The sequence below is a fragment of the Acidimicrobiales bacterium genome, from assembly GCA_035533595.1.
GTDB lineage: Bacteria > Actinomycetota > Acidimicrobiia > Acidimicrobiales > Bog-793 > DATLTN01.
In genome coordinates this window covers 1-23,189 of record DATLTN010000010.1, presented here as the reverse complement: position 1 = coordinate 23,189, position 23,189 = coordinate 1, and the positions used below count along the sequence as shown (strand labels likewise).

The following is a 23,189-nucleotide window of genomic DNA, read 5'->3' as shown; positions in this document are numbered from 1 at the left end:
GCTGTCGGTGCCAGGGCCGCCGGGCGCCCGAGCGTATCTCCGGGGTGCCCGCGCCTCACACGGCCCGCAGGGTGCGGGCGGCGGCGAAGCGCTCGACGAGGGCGACGGCGGCGGCGCCGTCGGCGGCGATCCCGCTCACCCCCCGCAGGCGCGTCGCTCCGAAGGTCGCGGCGGCGAGGCCGCCGACGAGGACCGGCACCTCGCCGTCGTGGGCGCGCACCGCGTCGAGCACCTGCTGCACCGCGCCGAGCAGCTCGGGCTGGGTGACGCCGATCCCGATGCAGATCAGGCGGGGGGTGCGCGCCGCCGCCGAGACGAAGGCCTCCGGGGGCACGTCCGCGCCGAGCTCGAGCACGTCGTAGCCGCGGAGGCGGACGAGGTCCGAGGCGATCGCGATCGGCAGGCTGTGCAGCTCGCCCGGCGCGGCGCCGAAGACCGCCGTGCCGCGGGCCCGTCCCGGCCGGCGGAAGCGGGCGCCGAGGCGCGCCACGAGGCGGGCCACGACCGCCGTCGCGAGGTGCTGGTCGGCGACGTCGAGCTCTCCGGCGGCCCACCGCTCACCGATGTGCGCGAGCGCGCCGGCGAGCATCTCGACGTAGCAGTACTCGGGCGAGCGGCCGGCGGCGAGCGCCGCCTCGATCACCTGCCAGGCGGCGGGCTCGTCGGCGGCGAGCAGGCGGCCCTCGAGGCGCGCCGACCAGTCGGCGCCGCGCGCCGCGGACGGCCGGTCACCCGCGCCGGCGAGGAAGGCGGCGAGGGCGGCGGGGGCGACCCGCCAGCCCTCCCCGTCGCGTCGGGCGTCGAGGCGGCCCTGGCGGACGTAGCGGTAGGCGGTCATGTAGTGGACGCCGAGGCGGGAGGCGACCTGCTTCAGGTTCAGCTCGCCCTCCACGCCGCCCCTCTCTTCCCCGCTTCGCCCGGGCGCTTAGCACTCAATGGGACCCCTTTAGCGCTCAAAGGCGGCCCTTGCAGCTGTGTAGTTACGTGCGTGTAATTGTCTAGATCTTGGAGTGCGGGGCTGTCCATGCCCCCACATCTAGTGGTTAGGGGAACAGCGATGACGACGACGATCGAGGCACAGGCCGAGACGGCGGCGCCGGGCGCGAGCGCCGGTGACCCAGGAGAGGGCGGCAGTCCGATGCGCGTGCGCAAGCGCAACGGCACCCTCGAAGCGGTCGACGTGAACAAGATCGTGCGCGCGGTGGCTCGCTCCGCGGAGGGGCTGGAAGGGGTCGACCCGATGCGCGTCGCGACGCGCACGATCTCCGGCCTGTGCGACGGTGCGACCTCGACCGAGCTCGACGAGCTGTCGATCCGCGCCGCCGCGGCCCTCGTGTGCGAGGAGCCCAACTACTCGCGCCTCGCGGCGCGCCTGCTCTCGACGGTGATCGACAAGGAGGTGCGCGCGAGCGACGTGCACGCCTTCTCGCAGTCCGTGGCGCTCGGCGAGCGGGTCGGGCTGATCGCGCCGGGGGTCGCCGCCTTTGTCGTCGCGCACCGCCGCAAGCTCGACGACGCCGTCGACGCGGGCCGCGACCGCGCCTTTGAGTTCTTCGGCCTGCGCACGCTCTACGACCGTTACCTGCTGCGACACCCCGAGGAGCGGAGCGTCATCGAGACGCCGCAGTACTTCCTGCTGCGCGTCGCCTGCGGGCTGGCAGAGAGCGCCGAGGAGGCGATCGAGCTCTACGGCCTGATGTCCCGCCTCGAGTACCTGCCCTCCAGTCCGACGCTGTTCAACTCCGGCACGACCCATCCGCAGATGTCGTCCTGCTACCTCCTCGACTCGCCGCTCGACGAGCTCGAGTCGATCTACGAGCGGTACGGCCAGATCGCGCAGCTCTCCAAGTTCGCCGGGGGCATCGGCTTCGCCTTCCACCGCGTGCGCTCGCGCGGCTCTTTGATCCGCGGCACCAACGGCCTGTCGAACGGCGTGGTGCCGTGGCTGAAGACGCTCGACGCGTCGGTCGCCGCGGTGAACCAGGGGGGACGGCGCAAGGGGGCCGCCTGCGTCTACCTCGAGAGCTGGCACGCCGACATCGAGGACTTCCTCGAGCTGCGGGACAACACCGGCGACGAGGGACGGCGGGCGCACACGATCAACCTCGCCAACTGGGTCCCCGACCTGTTCATGGAGCGCGTCGAGCAGGACTTCCTGTGGTCGCTGTTCGACCCGAAGGAGGTCCCCGAGCTCTGCGACCGCTACGGCGAGGAGTTCCGCGAGGCCTACCTGCGCGCCGAGGGCGAGGGGCGCTTCGTGCGCCAGCTGCCCGCCCGCGAGCTCTACGCGCGCATGATGCGCACCCTCGCACAGACCGGCAACGGCTGGATGACCTTCAAGGACCGCGCCAACGCGCTCTGCAACCAGACGGCGAGGCCGGGTGCCGTCGTCCACCTCTCCAACCTCTGCACCGAGATCCTCGAGGTGACGAGCGGCGGCGAGACGGCGGTCTGCAACCTCGGCTCGGTGAACCTCGGCCGCTTCGTCGCTGACGGCGGCTGTGACTTGGAGCGCCTCGGCGCCGCGGTCCGCGCCGCCGTCACCTACCTCGACCGGGTCGTCGACATCAACTACTACCCGACCCCCGAGTCGGCCGCCTCGAACGCCCGCTGGCGGCCGGTCGGGATCGGGATGATGGGGCTGCAGGACGTCTTCTTCTCCCTCCGCCTCCCCTTCGACTCCGAGGAGGCGCGCGCCCTCTCGGCGCGCCTCGCCGAGGAGATCTACTTCAACGCCCTCTGGCGCTCGAGCGAGCTCGCCGAGGCCAGCGGGCCGCACCCCGCATGGCCGGAGACCCGTACCGCGGAGGGCCTCTTGCAGTGCGACCTGTGGGGCGTGGAGCCGAGCGAGCCGGAGCGCTGGACGGCGCTGCGGGAGCGGGTCGCGCGCCACGGCCTTCGCAACTCGCTCCTCGTCGCGGTCGCGCCGACCTCCACGATCGCCTCCATCGCCAACTGCTACGAGACGATCGAGCCGCAGGTCTCGAACCTGTTCAAGCGCGAGACCCTCTCGGGAGAGTTCCTGCAGGTGAACACCTACCTCGTGCGCGACCTGCAGGAGCGGGGGTTGTGGAACGCGCAGCTGATCGAGCAGATCAAACGGGGCGAGGGCTCGATCCAGCAGCTCGGCTCGCTGCCCGAGGAGCTGCGGGCGCTCTACCGCACGGCCTGGGAGCTCCCCCAGAAGTCCCTCGTCGACCTCGCCGTGGCGCGCGGCCCGTTCGTCGACCAGAGCCAGTCGCTCAACCTCTTCGTCGAGGCGCCGAACATCGGGAAGCTCTCCTCGATGTACATGTACGCGTGGAAGGAGGGGCTGAAGACGACCTACTACCTGCGCTCCCGGCCGGCGACGCGCATCACCCAGACGACGGTCGAGGCCTCCTCGGCGCCGGTCGCGAGCCTCGCCGAGGCGGTCGCCTGCTCGCTCGAGGACCCCGAGCACTGCGAGGCCTGCGAATGACCGTCCTCGCCGCCGACCCGGCCCCCTCCGGCGGGGTGCCGGAGCCCGCCGCCGCCGCCCCCGCCGCCGTGCGCAGGGCGATCCTCGACCCCGGCCTCGACCTCAACCTGCGGCCGATGCGCTACCCCGAGTTCTACGAGCGCTACCGGGACGCGATCCGCAACACCTGGACCGTCGAGGAGGTCGACTGGACCGACGACCTCGTCGACCTCGCCGGCCGGCTGCTCCCGGGCGAGCGCCACCTCGTGAACCGCCTCGTCGCCTTCTTCGCGACCGGCGACTCGATCGTCGCGAACAACCTCGTCCTCAACCTCTACCGCCACCTGAACGCCCCCGAGGCGCGGCTCTACCTCTCCCGCCAGCTCTTCGAGGAGGCCCAGCACGTCCAGTTCTACCTGACCCTCCTCGACACCTACATCCCCGACCTCGCCGAGCGCGAGGAGGCATTCCGCGCCGTCGAGCAGATCCCCTCGATCCGCGCCAAGGCGGAGTTCTGCTTCCGCTGGATGGCCGAGATCGGCGAGCTCGAACAGTTGGAGAGCGCCGGGCAGCGGCAGGCCTTCCTCTGCAACCTCGTCTGCTTCGCCTGCTGCATCGAGGGCCTCTTCTTCTTCGCCGCTTTCGCCTACGTCTACTTCTTCCGCTCCAAGGGGCTGCTGAACGGCCTCGCCTCGGGGACGAACTGGGTCTTTCGCGACGAGAGCGGCCACATGGACTTCGCCTTCGCGGTGATCGAGGTGATCCGCGCCGAGGAGCCGGAGCTCTTCGACGAGACCTTCGCGGCGCGCGTGCGGGCGATGGTCGAGGAGGCGGTGGAGGTCGAGGCGGCCTTCGCCGCCGACCTCCTCGCCGACGGCGTGCCGGGCCTCTCGCTCTCGTCGCTGCGCCAGTACCTCGAGTACGTGGCGGACCAGCGCCTCGCCCGCCTCGGCCTCGAGAAGCGCTTCGGGAGCGCCAACCCGCTCGACTTCATGGCCCTCCAGGACGTCGCCGAGCACACGAACTTCTTCGAGCGCACGGTCTCCGCGTACCAGGTGGGGGTGGAGGGACAGGTCGCCTTCGACGAGGACTTCTGAGCCTCCCCGCCGGGCGCCGGGTAGCGTCGCTGGCGGACGAAGGAGATGCGGATGCTGGGTGAGGAACGGGCACGGGCGCTCCTCGCTGCGGCGCTCGCCGCGGCGGGCGAGCGCGGCCTCGCGGTCTCGATCGCAGTCGTCGACGACGGCGGCTACCTGCTCGGCCTCGTCCGCATGGACGGCGCCCACAAGCTCACCCCGCAGATGGCGATCGACAAGGCCTACACCGCGGCCATCTACCGTCGCCCGACCGCGGCGATGACGGCGATGCCCCCCGAGCTGCTCGCCGCGGCGCGCCACGCCGGCCTCTACGACGTGCTGGTGATGCCGGGCGGCGTGCCCGTCCTCGAGGGCGAGCTCGTCGTCGGCGGGATCGGCGTCGCCGGCGCGGCCCCCGAGGCGGACGCCGAGTGCGCCGAGATCGGCGCGGCCGCGCCCTAGGCAATGACCGCTTCCCCTCTCCTCAGCCGGGGGCGGGGGGCTGGTGCAGCTCCTCGTGGCGGAAGGCGGGGCCGAGGGCGGCGATTGCCACCTCCGCGAAGTCGCCGTCGCTCACCGGAGCGGCCGAGCCGCCGGCGACGCCGATCCCGCCGACGACGGCTTCGCCATGACGGACGGTGATCCCGCCGGGGAGGGTGGTGAACATCGGGTCGTTCCAGTCGCTCGGGCCGCGGTGGCCGGCCGCCTCCTGGCGCTGCCAGAAGTGGAGGACGTCGGCGGTGTCGCGCTCGAAGACCGCGGCGGTGTAGCTCTTGCGGTGCGCCGCCTTGAAGTAGCGGGGGGCGAGGCCGTCCATGCGGGCGCCGGAGATGATCTCCCCGTACTTGTCGGTCACCACCACCGCCACGCCGCGGTGGCCCGCCGCGCTCGACGCTGCGAAGGTGGCCCTGATCACCGCGTCGGCCTCGTCCAGGCTGAGGCGCCGTTCTTCGAGCATCGATCCCTCCCTCGGGCGGCAGGCGCCGCCATTCACATCTGGACGAGCGCCGACCAGTTCGGGAACACCCTCGCCGCCCCGCCGAAGGTGAGCGCCGCCGCGTCGCCGCGGTTCCAGAGATAGCAGAGGAGCGCCGCCGCGGGGCCTGCCAGGGTCTCGCCCGCTTCACCGTTGCCGGGGCGGACCGCGTCGGCGGTGAGCGAGAGGCGCCACGCCGACCCCTCGTCGCTCGCCTCGACTAGCGCCTCGGCGGCGAGGCCCTCGATCGCCCCCCGCCGGAGGCGCCGGGGCAGGTGCACGAGGAGCGCCTCGTCGACCCCGTCTGCGGCGAGCGCGCCCTCGATCTCGCTCGGCGGGCCGACAGCGAGCTCGGCGTCGACGCGGTGCATGAGGGTCTCCTGCGCCATGCGGCGGAACCAGAAGGCGCTCTCCCCCTCGGGGTCGTCGAGGGTCCAGCAGGCCCGGGCCGTGCCGGCGACGGTGAGCGCGGCGACGAGCGAGGCGGCGCCGTCGCGGAACCAGTGGTCGCGCTTTCCCGGTGCGGGCGGCGGCGGCAGGTCGTCGGTGGCGACGCGCGTCGGCCGTGGCGCGGCGACCATCGCCGCGACGCGCCGGTGGAGGAGGCCGAGGTGGCCGAGGAGGGTGTCGGTGTCCCAGCCGGGGCAGCTCGGGAGCGCCCTCCCGGCGCCCAGCGCCGCGGCGTCGGCGAGGAGGGCGGAGTCGGCGGCGATCGAGACGAGGTAGCGCTCGGGGGCGAGCGGGAAGACGCTCACCCGCTCGCCTCGGCGGCGCGCTCGCGCGCCGCGGCGGGGCCGGCGTCGGCCGGCCGTTCGCCGCGCCCGCCGAAGTCGACGACGCCCTTGTCGATCGTCAGGCGGTCGAAGTGCGGGAGGTAGCGGACGAGGAGCAGGACGCCGACGATGCAGGCGATCCCCCCCGAGACGACGGCGAGCTCGCTGCCGACCGCGGCGCCGAGCGCGCCGTGCTCGAGGTCCCCGAGGCGCGGGCCGCCCGTGACGACGGCGATCTGCACGGCCTGCATCCTCCCGATGATCCCGCGCGGCGTGACGAGCTGCAGGATCGCGCCGCGAAAGACCGCCGAGAAGACGTCGAAGGCGCCGCCGATGCCGAGGAAGACGAGTCCCGGCCAGAGCCAGGGGGAGAGGCCGAAGAGCGTGATCGCCACGCCCCAGCCGACCACGGCGAGGATCACCGCCCGCCCCTGGCGGCGGATGTTGTGCACCCAGCCCGTCAGTAGCGAGCCGACGAGCGAGCCGACGCCGGGCGCGGCGAAGAGCAGCCCGACGGTGACGGCGCTGCCGTGGAAGCGGACGAGGCCCATCGCCGGGAAGAGCGCCCGCGGCATGCCGAAGACCATCGCCGAGAGGTCGGCGAGGAAGATCCCCTGCAGCGGCTGGTGGCCGCGCAGGTAGCGGACGCCGCTCACCATCGCCCCGAAGCCGAGCTCGCGCTGCACCCCGGTGGCGGGCCGCTCGCTCTTCCTGAGGAAGAGCACGGTGACGAGCGAGGCCGCGTAGCTCGCGACGTCGATCCAGTAGACGACGCCGATCGAGAAGCGGGCGAGCAGGACCCCGGCGACGCCCGGGCCGGCGACCTGCCCGGCCTGGAAGAGGACCTGCCAGAGCGCGTTCGCGCCGACGATCGTCTCGCGGTCGACGAGGTTGACGATGAAGGCGGTGCTCGCGGGGTTGTCGACCCCCTGGAAGCCCGCCGCCGCCGCGCTGCAGACGAAGAGCGGCCACACCGAGGCGCCGGCGCCCGAGTTCAGCGCGAGGCCGACGCTCGTCGCCGCGAGGAGGACCTGGGTGGCGACGAGCACCCGCCGGCGGTCGAAGGCATCGGCGATCGTGCCGCCGAAGAGCGAGCCGACGAGCAGTGGGCCGAGCTGCACGAGGCTCACGAGGCCGACGTCGAGCGAGGAGTGGGTGAGGCGGTAGACCTGGTACGGGACCGCGACGACGGTCAGCTGGTTGCCGACGGTGCGGACGAGGAAACCGCTCCAGAGCAGGAAGAACTGCGGGTACTTCCGGAAGGGCGTGACGTCGACGAGGATCTTGCCGCGCGCCACGGCGGGCGAGGCTAGCGGACCACCCCCGCGCCGCCCCGGGCCGCTCCGGCCCCGGCGCCACCCGTTTGCGGGGGCGCCGGGGGGCGGGTTTCTCAGGAGGTGAAGGTGATGTTCCCGGCGCGGTGGGCGACGATGTCGGGGATCAGCTCGACCCAGGTGCGGCCGGGGGCGAGGGTCACCGCGTTGCCCTGCGCGTCGGTGAAGCTGAGCCCGGAGATCAGGTCCTTGCGGTGCCAGGTGACGGCGATGTGCTTGCCGTTGCGCAGCACGTAGCCCTGACCGAAGCCGACGGTCTGGCTCTCGACGTCGCCGTTGCCCGGTCCGCCGTGCTCGCTGTAGGGGCCGATCCGGTAGCTGACGACCATCTCCACGATGTTCGTCGTCGTCACCGGCTGGTTGTTGTCGGTGTCGGTGTCGGTCCCGGTGTCGGTGTAGGAGTGGATCCAGTCGTTGCCCGCCGCGTTCCACTTCCAGACGACGTCGGTGCCGGAGGAAAAGTTGATCTGCGCCGTCGCGGTCGGGGCCGCGCTCGCGGGGATGCTGGCGCCGAACTGGAAGACCGGGGGCGGCGGCTCGACGGCCTTCTTGTAGAGGCCGTAGAGCTGCGCGGTGCTCGTGAACAGGCTGTCGTCACCGCTGCGGGTGCTGACCCGCCCCGCGGCATTGGACTGCGCGCCGATGAGGTCGGCGGGCTCGATCCACTTGTCCTTCAGCACCTGGTTGACGTTCGGGTCGATCCCCCCGGCGAAGGCGAGGATCGGGTGCAGGAACATGCGCGCCAGGTGGTAGTCGACCCAGCGCACCGAGCGGGTGGGGCCGATCGCCGTCGCGTTGTTGCACTGGTAGACGGCCATGTAGCGCATGATGAAGCCTTCGGCGGGCGTGTCGAAGACGATGTCCGCCTCATTGAGGCCGCCCTGCGGGCGGGCGAGGCCGGTGCCGGGCTCGTTGCCGATCTTCACGAGCGTCGCGGGGCGCTGCGGGTCGAGGCCGCCTGCGGCCGGGAGGTCGGTGAGCGGGCAGATGTTGCGCCCGAGCTTTGGCAGGGTCGTCGTCGTGCTCGACGACGTCGTCGGCCCTCCTGCGCTCTTGGTCGGGCTCGAGCCGGAGGTGGCGACGATCCCGATCACCGCCCCGAGGACCGCGACGACGACGCCGACGGCGATCCACTGGTTGCGGCTCAGGTTGGACAGGGGGTTCCGGGAAGCTTTGGCGTGGTCTGGCACGGGGGGTCACGGTAGCGGCTCGCCCTCGACAGGTGGTGGCAAGCGAGGGCCGCGGCCCGCACGCCGGCCCCCACCAGCCGCGGCACGGCGCCGCGCGGGCGCCGTGCTTCAGGCGGCGAAGGGGCTGAACGCCAAGCCGTGCGCCTCGGCGACGGCCTCGTTCACCACCGCCCCGGCGACGGTGTTCACGCCCCTTGCGAGCGCGGGGTCGGCCGCTGCCGCCTCGCGCCAGCCGCGGTTGGCGATCTCGAGGCTGTAGGGGAGGGTCGCGTTGGTGAGGGCGTGGGTGGAGGTGTTCGGGACCGAGCCGGGCATGTTCGCGACGCAGTAGAAGAGCGAGCCGAAGGCCTCGAAAGTCGGGGCGGAGTGCGTGGTCGGGCGGCTCGACTCGAAGCAGCCGCCCTGGTCGACGGCGATGTCCACGAGCACGCTCCCGGACTGCATCGCGGCGACCAGCTCGTTGCTCACGAGGTGCGGGGCGCGCGCCCCGACGACGAGGACGGCGCCGATCACGAGGTCGGCGCCGAGGCAGGCCTCCTCGATGGCGTGCGTCGAGGAGGCCATCGTCTCGAGGTGCCCCTGGTAGACGCGGTCGAGCTCGCGAAGGCGCGCCAGGTCGCGGTCGATGGCGACGACATCGGCGTGCATGCCGACCGCGATCGCCGCCGCGTTCGCCCCGGCGACGCCGGCGCCGATCACGACGACGCGCGCCGGGCGGACGCCGGGCACCCCGCTCATCAGCACCCCGCGCCCTCCCTCGGGGCGCTGCAGGCAGGCGCCGCCGACGAGCGGCGCCATGCGGCCGGCGATCTCGCTCATCGGCGCCAGCAGCGGCAGGGTGCCGTCGGCGAGCTGCACCGTCTCGTAGGCGATGGCCGTCGTCCGGGCGGCCACGAGCGCGTCGGTGCAGGGCCGGGAGGCCGCGAGGTGCAGGTAGGTGAAGAGCACGAGCCCCTCGCGGAGGCGCGCGAACTCGTCGGCGATCGGCTCTTTCACCTTGCAGACGAGGTCCGAGGCCGCCCACAGCTCGTCGACGTCGGCGACGAGGCGGGCGCCCGCCGCGGCGTACTGCTCGTCGGTGAAGGAGGAGCCGGCTCCGGCGGCCTGCTCGACGAGCACCTCGTGGTCGTGGCGGGTGAGCTCGCGCACCCCCGCCGGGGTCATCGCGACGCGGAACTCGTTGTCCTTCAGCTCCCGTGGGATCCCGACCCGCATCAGCGCCTACCTCTCGGGGGAGTGACCCCGCGAGGATCGCACACCGCCCCCGTGCCGACGCGCCAACGTGCCCGCCGCTACCGGGCGAGGCGCAGGTACAGGGCGCGGCTCTCGGCCGAGGGCTCGTTCCCCCCGAGCGCGGCGAGCGCCGCTTCGAGCTCTGCGTAGGCGCGCGCCGCGGCCGGTGTGTCACCGCGCTCGGCCTCGAGGACCATCAGGTCGCGGGCGAGGATCTCCGAGGCCGGCTCGATGAGGCGGGCGCCGCGCAGGATGCCCGCGGCAAGGGCGTGCTCGCCGCCGGCCGTGGCGAGGGTCGCGAGGTGGTGGGCGGCGTCGACGACGTCGCTGCGGAGCGCCTCGAGATGGCCGTCGGCGGCGAGCCAGTCCCACGCCGGCCAGCGGGCGAGCGCGGCCGGGTCGAGGAGCTCGAAGGCGGCGGCGAGGAGGTCGCGCGCCGCGTCAGGGCCGAGGGCGCGGGCGTGCGCGGCGGCGGCCCGGAAGCGCTCGGCGTCGAGGGTCACCTCTGTCGAGAGGCGGAGGTGCTCGTCGTCGTGCAGCTCGAGGCGGCCGCGGCCGTCCCCGCCGCTCCCGAGGCAGCGGCGCGCCGCGGCGAGGAGGAGGTCGAGGCGGGCCGGCGCCCCGTGCAGGGTGGCCCGCCCGAAGAGGGCGGCGGTGACCGCCCCGCGGCCCACGCCCTCGGGGTGCAGGGCGAGGTAGGCGACGAGCTCGGTCACCCGCGCGGCATCACGCTCGGCGGGCGCGCCCACCGCCCCGACCAGCGCCGGGGAGCCGGTGAGGAGGCGCACCTCGACCGCGCCGCGCTCGGGCAGCCCGCCCGCCGGCGCCGCCCCCCCGAGGTACGAGGTGGCGACGAGGCTCGGTGGCCGGCTCGCCTCGGCGAGGAGAAGGTCGAAGCGCCGCCGCTGCTCGGCGCCGGGGGCGGGCACGGCGAGATCGAGGCCGAAGGGGGCGAGCTCGCCGCGGCCGCCACCGGTGAGTCGCAGCACCGCGCTCGCGGGGCCGCCGCAGGCGACCACGCCGGCGACGGCGCCGACCGCCGCGAGCAGCGCCTCGTCGACCGCAGGACCGCCGGGGGCGACGACCACGAGCGAGGAGCCGGCGGAGGCGCCCCCCCGCCGTCCCGCCAGCTCGCGCAGCCCCTCGGGGGTGCTCGCGAACAGCTGGTAGGACTGCTCGGCGCTCGGCGGTGGGTCGAGGCCGACGAGCTCGACGCTGAGCTCACCTGCCCAGGGGAGGACGCGCAGGCTCTCGACGAGGCCGGCAAGCATCGCTGCGACCTCCTCGGGGCCGCCCTCGAGCGAGAGGCGGCGCCCCCGGCCGAGGCCGAGGAGGTAGGCGCTCCCCGCCGCCTCGCCGACCGGGACGAGCGCGCGCAGGTGGCGGCGGCCGCCCGCGGCGAGCCTGCGCAGGTGGCCGAGGTCCTCGTCGAGGGCGAGCGACCAGATCCGGCCCCCCTCGTGGCCGACGAAGGGTGCCGCGGCCGGCGCGGCGGTGGCGAAGACGACGTCCACCGCCTCGGGCCCGGCACGCACGAGGAGGACGTCCTCGGGGACCGCGTGCGCCTCGGCGAGCGAGCCGAGCAGCCGGCTCGCGCACTCGATCCAGTCGAGCAGCGTGCCCTCGGCGAAGGGCGCGAGCAGGCTCTCCACGCCGGCGCCCTCCTCGCTCGGCCGCGGTGGGCGCTCCCCGACGCGCCGCAGGCTGGCGGCGGCGCGTCGCAGTAGCCGCACCCGCCGCACCAGCGCGGCGGTGCCGATCGTGCCGATGCCGAGCAGCGAGAGCTCGGCGAGGGTCCCCGCGGGCGTGGCGTTGGGCGGGGCGCCCGCGGCGGCGAGGTCGGCCGCCGCGGGCGCCCGCAGGCACCAGCCGTCGCGCAGCAGCGCGGGGTCGACGAAGCGCCCGGGTAGCTGGGGGAGCTCCCGGTTCGCCGCCGCCAGCTCGGGCCAGAGGGCGGGACTCCCGAGGGCGCGCGCCGCGACGTCGGCGAGGCACTCGCCCGGGGCGACGACGAGGGGTGTCGCCCGGGCGGCGGCTCGCGCCTGCGGCGCGACCGCGGCCGGGGGGGCGGTACCCGGGCGGGGGAGGGCGGCGAGGGCGACGGCGCTCGCCGTCGAGGCGAGGACGAGCGCCGCGACGGCCGCGGCCCAGCGGCCAGACCACGAGCTGCTCGTCGCCCCCCCGCCGAAGGCGCCGGCGAGCTCACGGACGAGGCTCGCGGCGGCGGCCACCCACAACAGGCCGAGGACGATGAGGACGAGGTGCAGCCAGACGGTGAGGCTTGACAGGCTCCCCGGCGAGAGGCGCAGCGGGCCGAGCGGCCGCTCGGCCCACAGGCGGACGATCGCCACGGGGACGGCGAACAGCAGGAGCAGGCACTTGCCGAGCGCCCCGAGGCCGCCGCGCAGGTCGCGGCCTCGGCGGTGGGCCCTGCTCATTGGCCCCCGCCGGCGAGGGCCCGCACCGTGAGGTGGTAGGTCGCCGACCAGGTCGCCCCCGCCGGCTCGGCGATGACGACGCTGCAGTCAGCGTGCGTCGCGGGGTCCTCGACGCTCGTGCCGCCCCTGCCGCTCGCCTCACGGTGCAGGCCCCCGCAGGTGAGCGAGAGGACGAGCGGGCGCCCCGTCGCCCAGGTGCCCGACACCACGAGCGCGCCGCCGGCCCCCTTCTCGAAGTAGGTCGTCGCGACGTCGGAGGGGAACGAGAGGGTGCCGGCGAGCTCGTCGGTGCGCCCGCTCGGCGACGCCGCGCGGGCGGGTGTGGCCGGCACGAGCGTGCTCGGCGGGACCGTCGTGGCCGGGACCGTGCTCGCGGGGAGCGTGCTCGCGGGCACGGTGGTGCTCGTGATCGCGGCCGGGGCGCTCGTGGTCGGGGTCGTGGCCCGAACCGCGGCGGGGGAGTGCGCCGCGCGGCGGGGAGCGACCGACCAGCGGTCGATCGTGAGCCCTCCGAGGGGGTCGAGCACCATCGCGGCGTTCGTCGGGCTCTTTGTGGGGCCGACCGCGGCACCGCGTGCGTGGAGCGGCGGGGCGGCCGGCCGGCTCGCCCCCTTGCGTACCCCGGCCGTGCTCGCGGTGGAGTGGTCGGCGTGGGTGCTCCAGGCGAGGACGAGCGCGACGACGAGGCCGAGCGCGAGCCAGGTCATCGCGTCGTGGCGCCGAACGCGGCCGTGCGCCTCGCTCGGCTCACCGGCGACGGCGGCCGCCCGCGGGAGGCGCAGGTGGTCAGCCACGTGGGCGCGCGCCGCGCCGGCCGGGGCTCACCGGCCGCAGGAGGATGGGCTGGATCCCGAGGGCAAGGCGCCACCTCTTCCTTGTGCTTGTCGGCGCATGGTAGGCAGCCGCGGCGCCGGCGCGCTCTCGGATCCTCGGTGACGGGCCTCCCGAGCGACCTACCGCGGCGGAACAACTCCGGAGGTGGTGGTGTTCTCCCCGGTGGCGCCGAAGAGGCGCCGGGCCGGTTCCCCGGCCGTGCAAAGGAGTGCCCATGCCCGCCGTCGAAGCCGAGAACCTGCTGGTGCTGCCGCGCGTGCGCGCCATCGACCACGCGACGAAGAGCGAGCGCCGCCTGCGCTCGCTGACCACCGCCCCGAAGGGCTTCGAGGGAGAGGGCTTCCCGGTGAACCGCGCCTTCGCGGGCGTCGGCGCGGCCGACCTCGACCCGTTCATCCACATGGACGAGATGGGGAGGGTCGACTACGCGCCCGGTGAGCCGCGTGGCACCTCGTGGCACCCGCACCGCGGCTTCGAGACGGTGACCTACATCATGGACGGGACCTTTGCCCACCGCGACTCGACCGGCGGCGGCGGCCGCATCACCAACGGCGACACGCAGTGGATGACCGCGGGCTCGGGGCTGCTGCACATCGAGCGCCCGCCCGAGGAGCTCGTCGTCTCCGGGGGCCTCTTCCACGGGATTCAGCTGTGGGTCAACCTGCCGGCCCGCGACAAGTGGATCGAGCCCCGCTACCAGGACCTGCGTGCCGCCGCGGTGACCCTCGTCGCCGGCGCGGACGGCGCGAGCCTGCTGCGGATCATCGCCGGTGAGGTCGACGGCCACGCCGGACCCGGTCAGAGCCACACGCCGATCACCTTCGTGCACGCCTCGGTGGAGCCGGGGGCCCGCCTCGAGGTGCCCTGGCCGGCCGAGCGCAACGCCCTCGTCTACGTCCTCTCGGGGAGCGGGCGCGTCGCGGCCGACGGGACGCCGATCGGCGCCGGGCAGCTCGCGCTCCTCGGCAGCGGTGACTACCTCACCGTCGCCGCCACCGGCAGGGAGCGCCTCGAGGTGCTCCTCCTCGGTGGGGTGCCGATCGGTGAGCCGGTCGCCTGGTACGGGCCGTTCGTGATGAACACCGAGGCCGAGCTGCAGCAGGCCTTCGAGGACTACCGAAAGGGCCTGCTCGGCACCGTCCCCGCGGGCGGCTGAGGGAGCCTTCGGCTCAGCCGGCGCCCTCGCCCGCGGCGGCGCAGTCGGGGCAGAGGCCCTGGAAGACGATGTCCACGCCGGTCACGGTGAAGCCGTGCGCCTCGTCGGGGGCGAGCGTGTGGCCGCCCGCGGCGAGCACGTCGCGCAGCGCCCCGCAGCGGGTGCAGACGAGGTGGTGGTGGGGGGTGGCGACGTTCGGGTCGTAGCGCTTGGGCCCCGCGCCCGCCGCCACCTCGAGCACCTCGCCCATCGCCACGAGCTCGTTCAGGGTGTTGTAGACCGTCGCCAGGCTGATCTCCGGCAGGCGCGTCTGCGCGGCGAGGTGGACGGCGTCAGCCGTCAGGTGGACGTGCTCCCCGGTGAGCACCTCGGCGACGACCCGGCGCTGGGGCGTGACCCGCCAGCCACGTGACCGGAGCCGTTCCAGTAGATCGCTCAGCGCTGCCTCCGTCCTCGTTCTGACCTGGGCTTCATGCTACCGGCCGCCCCCCGGCGGCCCGCCGCATTTCACCCCGCGAGCGAGACCCCGAGGACCACCGCCGCCAGCGAGAAGAGGCCGGCGAGGCCGCCGGAGAGGGCGACGGCCTTCTTCGACCGCGCCCGCGAGTGGATCCCTGCGGCGGCGGCCGCGAGCACGACGACGACGATCTTCACGCCGAGCACCGTCTTCCACGCGCTGTCCTTGGTCGAGGGGTGGTTCGCCGCCACGTTCCAGATGCCGGTGAGCACGAGGACGGCGAAGGCCGGCCAGGCGAGGCGGGAGAAGGCGACCGCGACCCGCCGCGGCGCCTCGCCGCCGATCGTCCGCAGGGTCGGGAGCAGGCCGGCGACGGTGAGCTGGCCGCCGACGAAGACCGTCGCCGCGAGGACGTGCAGCGAGAGGCGGACGGTGGTGCTCGCGCTCGGGAGGCCGAGCGGCAGGGGGTGGGTCACTGGTCGGCCTCCCGGTGGACGAGGTGGACGCGCGCCTGGTCACGGGGGCGCAGCACGAGCTGGTCGACGTCGACGTGCGCGGGGCGGGTGGCGACGAAGGCGACGCACTCGGCGACGTCCTCGGCGCTCAAGGGGGTGAGGCCGCGGTAGACCGAGGCGGCGCGCTCGGCGTCGCCGTCGAAGCGCACGAGGGAGAACTCGGTCTCGACGAGCCCGGGGTCGATCTCGCTCACCCGCACCGGACGGCCGTTCAGCTCGAGGCGCAGCACGTCCATCACGGCACGCGTCCCGTGCTTGGCGGCGTTGTAGCCGGCGCCGCCGGGGTAGGGCTCGAAGGCGGCCACCGAGCCGATCGTGATCACGTGGCCGTCGCCGGAGTCGACGAGGGCCGGGAGGAGCGCCTTCACCATGCGCAGCACGCCGAGGACGTTGGACTCGTACATCTCCCGCCAGCGCTCCTCGTCGCTGTCTTCGATACGGTCGAGGCCGAGCGCGCCACCCGCGCAGTTGAGGAGGAGGCGGCAGCCGCCGATGCCCGCGCAGAACGACGCGACCGACGCCGGGTCGGTGACGTCGAGGGCGGCGGCGCGCGCCCCCTCCCCGAGCTCACGGGCGAGCGCCTCGAGGCGGTCGAGGCGCCGGGCGCCGAGGACGACGTCGAAGCCCTCGCGCACGAGCGCCCGCGCGCTCGCCGCGCCGATGCCGCTCGACGCCCCGGTGATCACGGCGGTGCCCCGCTCCGTCACGCTCCACCTCCTCGGGCGCCGAAGCTACCTCGGCGGGTGCCGGTGAGTCCCGGCCGGGAGGCGACGGTCGAGGTCGACGGCCACCGCCTCGTCCTCACCAACCTCGACAAGGTCCTCTACCCGAAGGTCGGCTTCACCAAGTCCGACCTCCTCGCCTACTACAGCGCGATCGCGCCGACGATGCTCGGCCACCTCGCCGAGCGCCCGCTCAGCGTGCAGCGCTTCCCCGACGGCGTCGAGGGGCAGCGCTTCTTCGGGAAGAACCTCCCGAAGGGCGCCCCCGACTGGCTGCAGAGCGTCGTCGTGAAGAGCGGCGTGCGCGGCAGCCACGAGGAGGTGCGCTACCCGATCGTCGACTGCGCGGCGGCCCTCCTCTACTTCGCCAACCTGGCGGCGATCGAGCTGCACGTGCCGATGTGGCGGAGCGACCCGGCGCGCCCCGCGCCCTCGCCCGACGAGATCGTCTTCGACCTCGACCCCGGCGCGCCGGCCGCCCTGCCGGAGTGCTGCGCCCTCGCGCTGCTGCTCCGCGAGGAGCTCCCCGAGCTCGCCGACCGCCCCCTCGAGCCGCTCCCCAAGGTGAGCGGGAAGAAGGGCCTCCAGCTCTACTGCGCCGTCGAGCCGATGGAGGCCGAGGCGGCGCGTACCCTCGCGCACACCGTCGCCGAGGGCTTCGCCTCGCGCCACCCCGACCTCGCGGTGGCGAACATGCGCAAGGACCTGCGCGGCGGCGTCGTCCTCATCGACTGGAGCCAGAACGTCCCGGCGAAGACGACCGTCGCCCCCTATTCGCTCCGGCCCGAGCCGGAGCCGAGCGTCTCCGCCCCGGTGAGCTGGGAGGAGGTCGCCTCCGCGACGACCCCCGCGGGCGCGGCGGCGCTGCGGTTCGGCCCCGCCCAGGTGCTGGCGCGCGTCGAGGCGCACGGCGACCTCTTCGCCCCGCTCACCGCACGCCGCTGAGGGGGCCTCCCCGCGCCCTGCGGGCGGTGGCGCGCAGCAGCGCTGCCACGTCGAGCAGGGCGAGGAGGAGGACGAGGCGGAAGGCGGCGCGGCCGCGCCCGCGACGGGCGAGCGCCACGACGCCACCCGCGAGGGCGAGGCCCGCGGCCCGGGCGGCGCGCGCCTGGGGCGCGCTGCCGGCGCCGTGCGCGACGAGCAGCGCCGAGCAGCCGAGGAAGGCCCCCGCGAGCGCGATGTCGGTCTCCGGGCCGAGGCGCTGCGGGAGGCCGAGCACGCCGAGCTTGCGGTCCTCGTCGCGGTCGGGGAGGACGTTCACGAAGTGCGCGGCGAGGCCGAGCGCGCTGCCCGCCGCGCTCGCCCACAGCGGCGCCTCCTCGCCGGCGGCGGCGAGGCAGAAGCGGGGGAGGAGGCCGAAGGAGAGGGCGTAGGGGGCGAAGGAGAGGGGGGTCGCCTTCAGTGCCGTGTTGTAGGCCGCACCGCTCGCCACGGCGAGGAGGTGGAGGGCCCCCGTGCGGCGCCCGCTCGCGAGCGAGAGCGGCACACAGAGCGCGGCCGCGGCCCCGGCCGCCCGCCCGACGGCGCGCCTCGAGACGGCACCGGTCGCGAGCGGCTTGTCGGGCCGCCCGGCCCGCAGGTCGCGCGCCGCGTCGAGGTAGTCGTTCTGCCAGCCGATCGCGAGCTGGCCGGAGAGGACCGCGGCGCCGATCCTCGCGACGGCGGCCGGCGGGGCGCCGCCGCTCGCGGCGAGCCCGAGCGCGGTGGCGGTGACGGCGCCGACGGGGCCGGGGTGCGAGGCGCCGAGGAGCACGCCGGCGCGCCGCAGCAGGCGGGGGGCGGCCGAGAGAGCTCTGAGCGCCCCCGGTCGCCGGCGGCGCGCGCGGTCGACGGCCAGCCGGGCCGGGCGCTCAGGCGCCGGCCAGGTGGCGGCGCTTGGAGAGGTCGAGGCACTCCTCGCAGACCGAGGCGGGGACGATCCCGAGGCGCATGCCGAGCCCGAAGAGCTCACAGCCGATGCAGTAGCCGAGGGCCGACTCAAGGAGGGCGGGGGCGAGCAGGGTGGCGACGAGCACGAAGGCGGCGGTCCGTTCACCGGCGAGGAAGCAGCACAGCGCGGCGAGCGTGAAGGCGGCGCCCATCAGCTGCGCGAAGCGCTTCGGCGGGCCGGGCACGGGCTTCGGCGCCCCGAGGCGGGGGGCGATGACGCGCGTCGCCAGCTGGCCGAGGGGGCTGAAGCGCGGCCCGCTCGCGGCGCGCGCCACGAAGCCGTAGGCGAGGGGGACGGTGAGGAGCAGCTGGCGGCTGGAAAGGGTCGCCACCGCGAGCGCGACGACCCCGGCGGCGACGGTGCGCGCCGCCTTCTCGTTCACCGGGTTCGGGAAGGAGAGGAGGCGGGCCACGGTGCGATCATAGGCCGATTCCCGACCGAATCGGTCAGGTACTGACCCCCCGCCGGCTCAGGAGACGAGCACCTTGTTGCGTGAGAGCTTCTCGACGAGGTGGCCGGGGAGCAGGTCGTAGTGGTCGTGCTCGGCGGTGAAGCGGCCGAGGCCCCCCGAGAGGGCGCGCAGGTCGACGGCGTAGCGGGCGAGCTCGCTCGTCGGCACGAGGGCGGTGATCACCGGCTCGCCGTGGTCGTTGGTCTCGGTGGAGAGCACCCGTGCCCGGCGGGCGTTGATGTCGCCGAGGACGTCGCCGAGGTTGTGGGCCGGGACGGTGACCTCGAGGCGCGAGATCGGCTCGAGGGGGAGCGGCTCCGCGAGGCGCAGCGCCTCGGTGAAGGCGAGCGCCCCCGCCGCCTCGAAGCTCGCCTCGGAGGAGTCGACGGGGTGGAACTTCCCGTCGTCGCAGATCACCCTGACGTCGACCACGGGGAAGCCGAAGGCGCCGCCCTGGCCCATCGCCCGTCGCACCCCCTTCTCGACGGCGGGGATGAACTGCCGGGGGATCGCGCCGCCGACGATCTGGTCGACGAACTCGAGCCCGGCGCCGCGCTCGAGCGGCTCGATGCGCAGGTGGGCGACGCCGAACTGGCCGTGGCCGCCGGTCTGCTTCTTGTGGCGTCCCTCGGCCTCGGCGGGGGCGGTGATCGTCTCCCGGTAGGGGGTCGTCACCTCCTCGGTCACGATCTCGACGTTGAACTTGCGCGCCAGGCGCTCGGCGGTCACCGCGAGGTGGGTCTCGCCCATCCCCGACACCACGGTCTGGTGGGTCTCGTCGACGCGCCGCACCTGCAGCGAGGGGTCCTCCTCCTGCAGGCGGTGGAGGCCGTTCATCAGCTTGTCCTCGTCACCGGTGCCCTTCGAGCGGATCGCGACCGAGAGCATCGGCGGGGAGAGCGGGATCGGCTCGAGCACGACCGGCGAGTGCTTGGGGGCGAGGGTGTCGCCGATCCGCAGGTCGGTGAGCTTCGGCACGGCGACGATGTCGCCGGCGGTCGCCTCGGTGAGCGGGGTGGCCGACTTCCCGCACATCGCCTGCAGCACGTGCAGCCGCTCCTCGGTGCGGGTCCGGCTGTTCACGAGGACGGCGTCGGGGCGGAGCGTCCCGGAGAGGACCTCGAGGAGCGAGATGTGGCCGATGAACGGATCGACGACGGTCTTGAAGACCCGGGCGAGCGGCTCGCCATCGGCGGCGAGGGCGATCTCGACGTCCTGGTCGCCGGCGCGGGCGTGCGCGGAGTGGTGCCCACCGACCTCGCAGATGAAGCTCGCCAGCCGGTCGATGGCGATGTCGCGCTCCGCCGAGCCGCAGAGGACGGGGAAGACCTGGCTGGTGGCGATGCCGACGGCGAGGGTCGCCTCCAGCTCCGCGACGCCCGGGGTGTCACCGTCGAGGTAGCGCTCCATCAGCGCGTCGTCGGCGACGACGATCCCCTCGACGAGGTTGTCGCGCACGCGGTGCTCGAGCTCGGCCATCTCGTCGGGGATCGGCGCAGTGCTGCGCACCCCCGCCGAGTAGAGGATCGCCTCGTCGGCGAGGAGGTCGGCCACGCCGCGGAAGTCCGCCTCACGCCCGATCGGCAGCTCGAGGGGGGCGACGCCGCTCCCGAAGGTGCTCCGCAGCTGCTCGAGGGTCCGCTCGAAGTCGGCGCGCTCGTGGTCGAGCTTGTTCACGAAGATGAAGCGCGGTAGGCCGAGGCGCTCGGCGCGGCGCCAGGCGACCTCGGTCTGGACCTCGACCCCCTCGACCGCGGAGACGACGACGACGGCGAAGTCGCAGACCGCGAGCGCCACCTCCACCTCGCCGATGAAGTCGGCGAAGCCGGGCGTGTCGATGAGGTGGATGCGGTGGCCACCGAGCTCGAAGGGTGCGACCGCCAGCGAAACCGACATGTGGCGCTTCAGCTCCTCGGGCTCGAAGTCACAGACGGCGGTGCCGGCGGCGACGGAGCCCTTTCGGGGGATGGCGCCCGCCGAGGCGAGGAGCGCCTCGGCGAGGGTGGTCTTGCCGACCCCCTGGTGGCCGATCAACGCGACCTTGTGGATCGCTGACGAAGGAACGTTCAAGACGCTGCCCCCTTCTGTCGTCGGCCGCGCGCGGCCGCCTCGGGAAAGTCTGCACCTTTGCCGGGCGCCTTGCTCCGCGCCGGCCCCTCAGCTGCCCGAGATCCCGAACCAGCGCTCGCGGAAGTGGAAGAGGTAGCGGTCGGTGAGCACGTTGAGGATCCGGCGGGCGTCCCCGAAGCGCTCGTTCAGCTCGCCGAGGACGCGCAGGTCGACGGCGACGGGCCGCGGCAGCGACTCGTAAGCGAGGCGGTACCAGCGCCGCCCGAGGCGCTCGAGGAGCTCGACGGCGCTCGCGTCGCCGAAGCCCGGGATCGAGGGGGCGGGGCGCGTCTCGCGGCTGAGGCCGCTCGCCGCGAGCAGGCGCCCCTCCTCGAGCTCGGAGAGGCCGTGGGTCGCGGTGTGGTCGGGGAAGACGCCGGTGAGGAAGAGGGCGACGTCGCCGAGGCGGCGGAGGATCCCCGGCCGCTCCGCCTCGGAGACGAAGTCGAGGAGCTCCGCGAGGCGCACCGGGTCGAGCTCGGAGAAGCGCCGCCGCCTGAGGCCGCGGCGCGTCGGCACGAGGACGCTGCCCGAAGAGACGTGGGTGTAGGAGGCGAGGAGCTCGGTGAGGAAGAGGCGCCGGAGCGGGCTCGCGAGGAAGTCGCGGAGGTTGGCGACCTCGAAGATCGGGGTGCGGTGGTGCGGCCCCAGCCACTCCGAGACGTAGCTCGCTGCCGACAGCTCGCGGCCGGTCTCGTGGACGGCGAGGGCGAAGATGAGGAAGGGCGAGGCCGGGAGCAGCGGCGCGCCGGCGCCCTCCTCGGGGAAGGCGAGGGCGAAGGCCCCCGGCCCCTCGACGAGGGTGAGGACGCGGCCCGGCTCCGAGCGCAGCCGCGCCGCGGCCGCGGCGCCCTCCTGCGCACCCCCGGCGAGGGAGGAGAGGAGGCGGAGGTCCTCGTCGGTCAGGTGCTGGAGGTAGGAGACGGCGACGCGCTCCCTGTCCACATCCATCCGCCGAAGATAGCGGTCGGGCCCCGCCGCGCCGGGCGATGGAGGGCGCGGCCCGGGGCCGCCGCCCCGGCGCCCGGGGCCGGTGCTCCGTAGACTGCACGTCCCGCGCCGGGGGCCTGGCGCCGGAGGGAGGTACCCCGTTGGCGAAAGTCCGCTTGTCACTCGTCTCCGCCCGCAACGACTGGACGGCGCCGCTCCTCTCCGGCGAGGTCGAGCCGCAGGGCGTCGAGCTCGTGCCGACGATCTCGGACCCCTCCGAGACCTTCTGGCGACAGCTCAACCACGGTGTGTTCGAGGCCGGTGAGATGTCGATCGCCTCGTTCCTCATCGCCCGCGAGCACGGCATCGAGATGGTCGGGATCCCCGCCTTCCCCGGCCGGCGCTTCATGCACACCGAGCTCTACTACCACGAGGACTCCGGGATCACGACGCCCGAGACGCTGACCGGCAAGCGCATCGGTGTCGCCGAGTACCAGCAGACGGCCTCGCTGTGGACGCGCGGCATCCTCGAGCACGACTTCGGGGTCTCCCAGTACGACCTCACCTGGGTGATGGAGCGCCCCGAGGAGCTCTCGCACGGCGGCCCGACCGGCTTCCAGCCGCCGCCCGGCATCAAGTTCGAGCGGATGACCGACGGGGACACCCTCGACACCGCGCTCCTCGCCCGCCGCATCGACGTCGCCCCCGCGATGCGCGCCATCGGGCGCGAGCCGAACCTCGTCGACCGCGCCACGCTGCGGCCGCGCGCCACCGGCGACTGGTCGAAGCTGAAGCCGCTCTTCCCCGACCGCATCGCCGAGGCGAGGCGCTTCGTCACCGCGCACGGCTACGTGCCGGCCAACCACTTCTTCGTGGTGCGCGGCGACGTCCACGAGCGCTACCCGTGGCTCGCCTTCAACCTCTACCGCGCCCTCCTTGAGGCGAAGGAGAAGGCCGCGGCGCGCGTCGTCGCCTCGCTCCCCGCGGCGCTCGTCTTCGGGCGCGAGTACCTCGCCGAGACGCGCGCCGTCCTCGGCGACGACCCCTTCACCTACGGCGTCGAGGCGAACCTGCCGATGCTCAACGACGCGCTCGACTTCACCTTCGAGCAGGGCCTCATCAAGGAGCGCCCCGACGTGCACTCGATGTTCGCCCCGGAGCTCGGCACGCTCTGAGCGGGAGGATGGAAGAACTCCCCGGCGGAGCCGGGGGGCTCTTCAAAAATTGTCCCGAGGGCCCGCCCCGAGGAAGCGCTCACACCTTCTCGAAGGCCGGGAAGATGCGGGCCGGGTTGTTGTGGAAGATGTCGATCTTCTCCTCCTCGGAGAGCCAGTCGAACGAGCTGATCACCGGGATCAGGTCGTCGCCGGTCTTGCCGGGGCCCTCGCCCTCCTGGCGGACCGCGGCGCCCGAGCCGGGGGCCTCGGTGCCGAAGAGCGTCTGACTGATGCCGCGCTGCTTGATGGCCGCGGTGAGGAAGTCGACGTCGTGCGCGCAGGTGTCGAAGTAGAGGTTGTTCGACAGATCCTTCTGGGAGAGGTGCGAGTCCGACTTGATGAAGCGGTTCAACGCGCCGCCGCAGTGGCAGACGATCACCTTCAGGTTCGGGAAGCGCTCGAAGACGTC

At 74.1% G+C, this 23,189-nt stretch carries 22 protein-coding genes; 6 read left to right on the top strand and 16 right to left on the bottom strand.

Features of this window, described 5'->3' with window-relative positions; translation table 11 throughout:
* Positions 1-55: 55 nt before the first annotated feature.
* Positions 56-892: a B12-binding domain-containing protein gene (locus tag VNF07_02095; GenBank protein ID HVB05024.1), complete on the bottom strand. Its 837-nt coding sequence runs from the start codon at positions 890-892 to the stop codon at positions 56-58.
* Positions 893-1,057: 165 nt separating this feature from the next.
* Between VNF07_02095 and VNF07_02090 the strand changes: the two genes are divergently transcribed.
* From VNF07_02090 to VNF07_02080, 3 genes are read left to right on the top strand one after another with little or no spacing between them, the layout of a single operon-like run.
* Positions 1,058-3,460 (top strand): ribonucleoside-diphosphate reductase subunit alpha, encoded by a 2,403-nt coding sequence (locus VNF07_02090; protein HVB05023.1) that lies wholly within the window; start codon positions 1,058-1,060, stop codon positions 3,458-3,460.
* Positions 3,457-4,536: a ribonucleotide-diphosphate reductase subunit beta gene (locus VNF07_02085; GenBank protein HVB05022.1), complete on the top strand. Its 1,080-nt coding sequence runs from the start codon at positions 3,457-3,459 to the stop codon at positions 4,534-4,536. Before VNF07_02090 ends, VNF07_02085 begins: the two co-directional genes overlap by 4 nt.
* 51 nt (positions 4,537-4,587) lie before the next feature.
* The gene (locus VNF07_02080) at positions 4,588-4,977 is read left to right on the top strand and encodes a heme-binding protein (protein ID HVB05021.1); all 390 of its coding nucleotides are present in this window, start codon (positions 4,588-4,590) and stop codon (positions 4,975-4,977) included.
* 22 nt (positions 4,978-4,999) lie between these two features.
* Here the strand turns inward: VNF07_02080 and VNF07_02075 are convergent, their stop codons facing one another.
* From VNF07_02075 to VNF07_02045, 7 genes are all read right to left on the bottom strand, one after another.
* Positions 5,000-5,473, bottom strand: coding sequence for a heme-binding protein (locus tag VNF07_02075; protein ID HVB05020.1), 474 nt, complete (start codon positions 5,471-5,473; stop codon positions 5,000-5,002).
* A 32-nt stretch (positions 5,474-5,505) separates the two neighbouring features.
* On the bottom strand, positions 5,506-6,246 hold the full coding sequence (locus VNF07_02070) for a maleylpyruvate isomerase family mycothiol-dependent enzyme (protein ID HVB05019.1): 741 nt from the start codon (positions 6,244-6,246) through the stop codon (positions 5,506-5,508).
* Positions 6,243-7,562 carry an MFS transporter gene (locus VNF07_02065; GenBank protein ID HVB05018.1) on the bottom strand — a complete coding sequence of 440 codons (1,320 nt, stop codon included), beginning with the start codon at positions 7,560-7,562 and terminating at the stop codon, positions 6,243-6,245. Before VNF07_02065 ends, VNF07_02070 begins: the two co-directional genes overlap by 4 nt.
* A 92-nt stretch (positions 7,563-7,654) precedes the next feature.
* The gene (locus tag VNF07_02060) at positions 7,655-8,788 is read right to left on the bottom strand and encodes a DUF3048 domain-containing protein (protein ID HVB05017.1); all 1,134 of its coding nucleotides are present in this window, start codon (positions 8,786-8,788) and stop codon (positions 7,655-7,657) included.
* A gap of 108 nt (positions 8,789-8,896) precedes the next feature.
* Positions 8,897-10,003, bottom strand: a complete 1,107-nt coding sequence (gene ald / locus VNF07_02055) for an alanine dehydrogenase (protein HVB05016.1) — start codon at positions 10,001-10,003, stop codon at positions 8,897-8,899.
* 77 nt (positions 10,004-10,080) lie between these two features.
* Positions 10,081-12,459: a bacterial transcriptional activator domain-containing protein gene (locus VNF07_02050; GenBank protein ID HVB05015.1), complete on the bottom strand. Its 2,379-nt coding sequence runs from the start codon at positions 12,457-12,459 to the stop codon at positions 10,081-10,083.
* A complete protein-coding gene (locus tag VNF07_02045; protein ID HVB05014.1) occupies positions 12,456-13,253 on the bottom strand; it encodes a hypothetical protein in 798 nt (265 codons plus the stop codon). Before VNF07_02045 ends, VNF07_02050 begins: the two co-directional genes overlap by 4 nt.
* A gap of 254 nt (positions 13,254-13,507) precedes the next feature.
* Between VNF07_02045 and VNF07_02040 the strand changes: the two genes are divergently transcribed.
* Complete coding sequence (locus VNF07_02040; GenBank protein HVB05013.1) at positions 13,508-14,449, top strand: pirin family protein; 942 nt, start codon at positions 13,508-13,510, stop codon at positions 14,447-14,449.
* Between the two features lie 13 nt (positions 14,450-14,462).
* On the opposite strand, the gene VNF07_02035 is transcribed toward VNF07_02040, so the two are convergent.
* From VNF07_02035 to VNF07_02025, 3 genes are all read right to left on the bottom strand, one after another.
* Complete coding sequence (locus tag VNF07_02035) at positions 14,463-14,876, bottom strand: transcriptional repressor (GenBank protein HVB05012.1); 414 nt, start codon at positions 14,874-14,876, stop codon at positions 14,463-14,465.
* A gap of 80 nt (positions 14,877-14,956) precedes the next feature.
* Positions 14,957-15,382: a CopD family protein gene (locus tag VNF07_02030; protein HVB05011.1), complete on the bottom strand. Its 426-nt coding sequence runs from the start codon at positions 15,380-15,382 to the stop codon at positions 14,957-14,959.
* Positions 15,379-16,128: an SDR family NAD(P)-dependent oxidoreductase gene (locus tag VNF07_02025; GenBank protein ID HVB05010.1), complete on the bottom strand. Its 750-nt coding sequence runs from the start codon at positions 16,126-16,128 to the stop codon at positions 15,379-15,381. The genes VNF07_02030 and VNF07_02025 overlap by 4 nt, the downstream gene beginning before the upstream one ends.
* A 42-nt stretch (positions 16,129-16,170) precedes the next feature.
* On the opposite strand from VNF07_02025, the gene ligD reads away from it, so the two are divergent.
* On the top strand, positions 16,171-17,088 hold the full coding sequence (gene ligD / locus VNF07_02020) for a non-homologous end-joining DNA ligase (protein ID HVB05009.1): 918 nt from the start codon (positions 16,171-16,173) through the stop codon (positions 17,086-17,088).
* Here ligD and VNF07_02015 read toward each other — a convergent pair.
* The 4 genes from VNF07_02015 to VNF07_02000 form a co-directional block, all read right to left on the bottom strand.
* Complete coding sequence (locus VNF07_02015; protein ID HVB05008.1) at positions 17,072-17,896, bottom strand: UbiA family prenyltransferase; 825 nt, start codon at positions 17,894-17,896, stop codon at positions 17,072-17,074. The genes ligD and VNF07_02015 overlap by 17 nt on opposite strands.
* 97 nt (positions 17,897-17,993) lie before the next feature.
* Positions 17,994-18,485 carry a DUF4395 domain-containing protein gene (locus tag VNF07_02010; GenBank protein ID HVB05007.1) on the bottom strand — a complete coding sequence of 164 codons (492 nt, stop codon included), beginning with the start codon at positions 18,483-18,485 and terminating at the stop codon, positions 17,994-17,996.
* A gap of 57 nt (positions 18,486-18,542) precedes the next feature.
* Entirely contained in the window at positions 18,543-20,594 is a 2,052-nt protein-coding gene (gene fusA / locus VNF07_02005; GenBank protein ID HVB05006.1) for an elongation factor G, read from the bottom strand.
* Positions 20,595-20,681: 87 nt separating this feature from the next.
* Complete coding sequence (locus VNF07_02000; protein HVB05005.1) at positions 20,682-21,584, bottom strand: hypothetical protein; 903 nt, start codon at positions 21,582-21,584, stop codon at positions 20,682-20,684.
* Between the two features lie 140 nt (positions 21,585-21,724).
* On the opposite strand from VNF07_02000, the gene VNF07_01995 reads away from it, so the two are divergent.
* Positions 21,725-22,738, top strand: coding sequence for a hypothetical protein (locus VNF07_01995; protein ID HVB05004.1), 1,014 nt, complete (start codon positions 21,725-21,727; stop codon positions 22,736-22,738).
* 79 nt (positions 22,739-22,817) lie between these two features.
* Here the strand turns inward: VNF07_01995 and VNF07_01990 are convergent.
* Positions 22,818-23,189, bottom strand: a 372-nt coding sequence (locus VNF07_01990) for an amidohydrolase family protein (GenBank protein HVB05003.1), incomplete at its 5' end; no start/stop codon positions are given.

Bases quoted from the DNA above. Each gene is read 5' to 3' on its own strand.
- VNF07_02090 (HVB05023.1), top strand. From the start codon at position 1,058: ATGACGACGACGATCGAGGCACAGGCCGAGACGGCGGCGCCGGGCGCG.
- VNF07_02085 (HVB05022.1), top strand. From the start codon at position 3,457: ATGACCGTCCTCGCCGCCGACCCGGCCCCCTCCGGCGGGGTGCCGGAG.
- VNF07_02080 (HVB05021.1), top strand. From the start codon at position 4,588: ATGCTGGGTGAGGAACGGGCACGGGCGCTCCTCGCTGCGGCGCTCGCC.
- VNF07_02075 (HVB05020.1), bottom strand. From the start codon at position 5,473: ATGCTCGAAGAACGGCGCCTCAGCCTGGACGAGGCCGACGCGGTGATC.
- ald (HVB05016.1), bottom strand. From the start codon at position 10,003: ATGCGGGTCGGGATCCCACGGGAGCTGAAGGACAACGAGTTCCGCGTC.
- VNF07_02050 (HVB05015.1), bottom strand. From the start codon at position 12,459: ATGAGCAGGGCCCACCGCCGAGGCCGCGACCTGCGCGGCGGCCTCGGG.
- VNF07_02040 (HVB05013.1), top strand. From the start codon at position 13,508: ATGCCCGCCGTCGAAGCCGAGAACCTGCTGGTGCTGCCGCGCGTGCGC.
- VNF07_02000 (HVB05005.1), bottom strand. From the start codon at position 21,584: ATGGATGTGGACAGGGAGCGCGTCGCCGTCTCCTACCTCCAGCACCTG.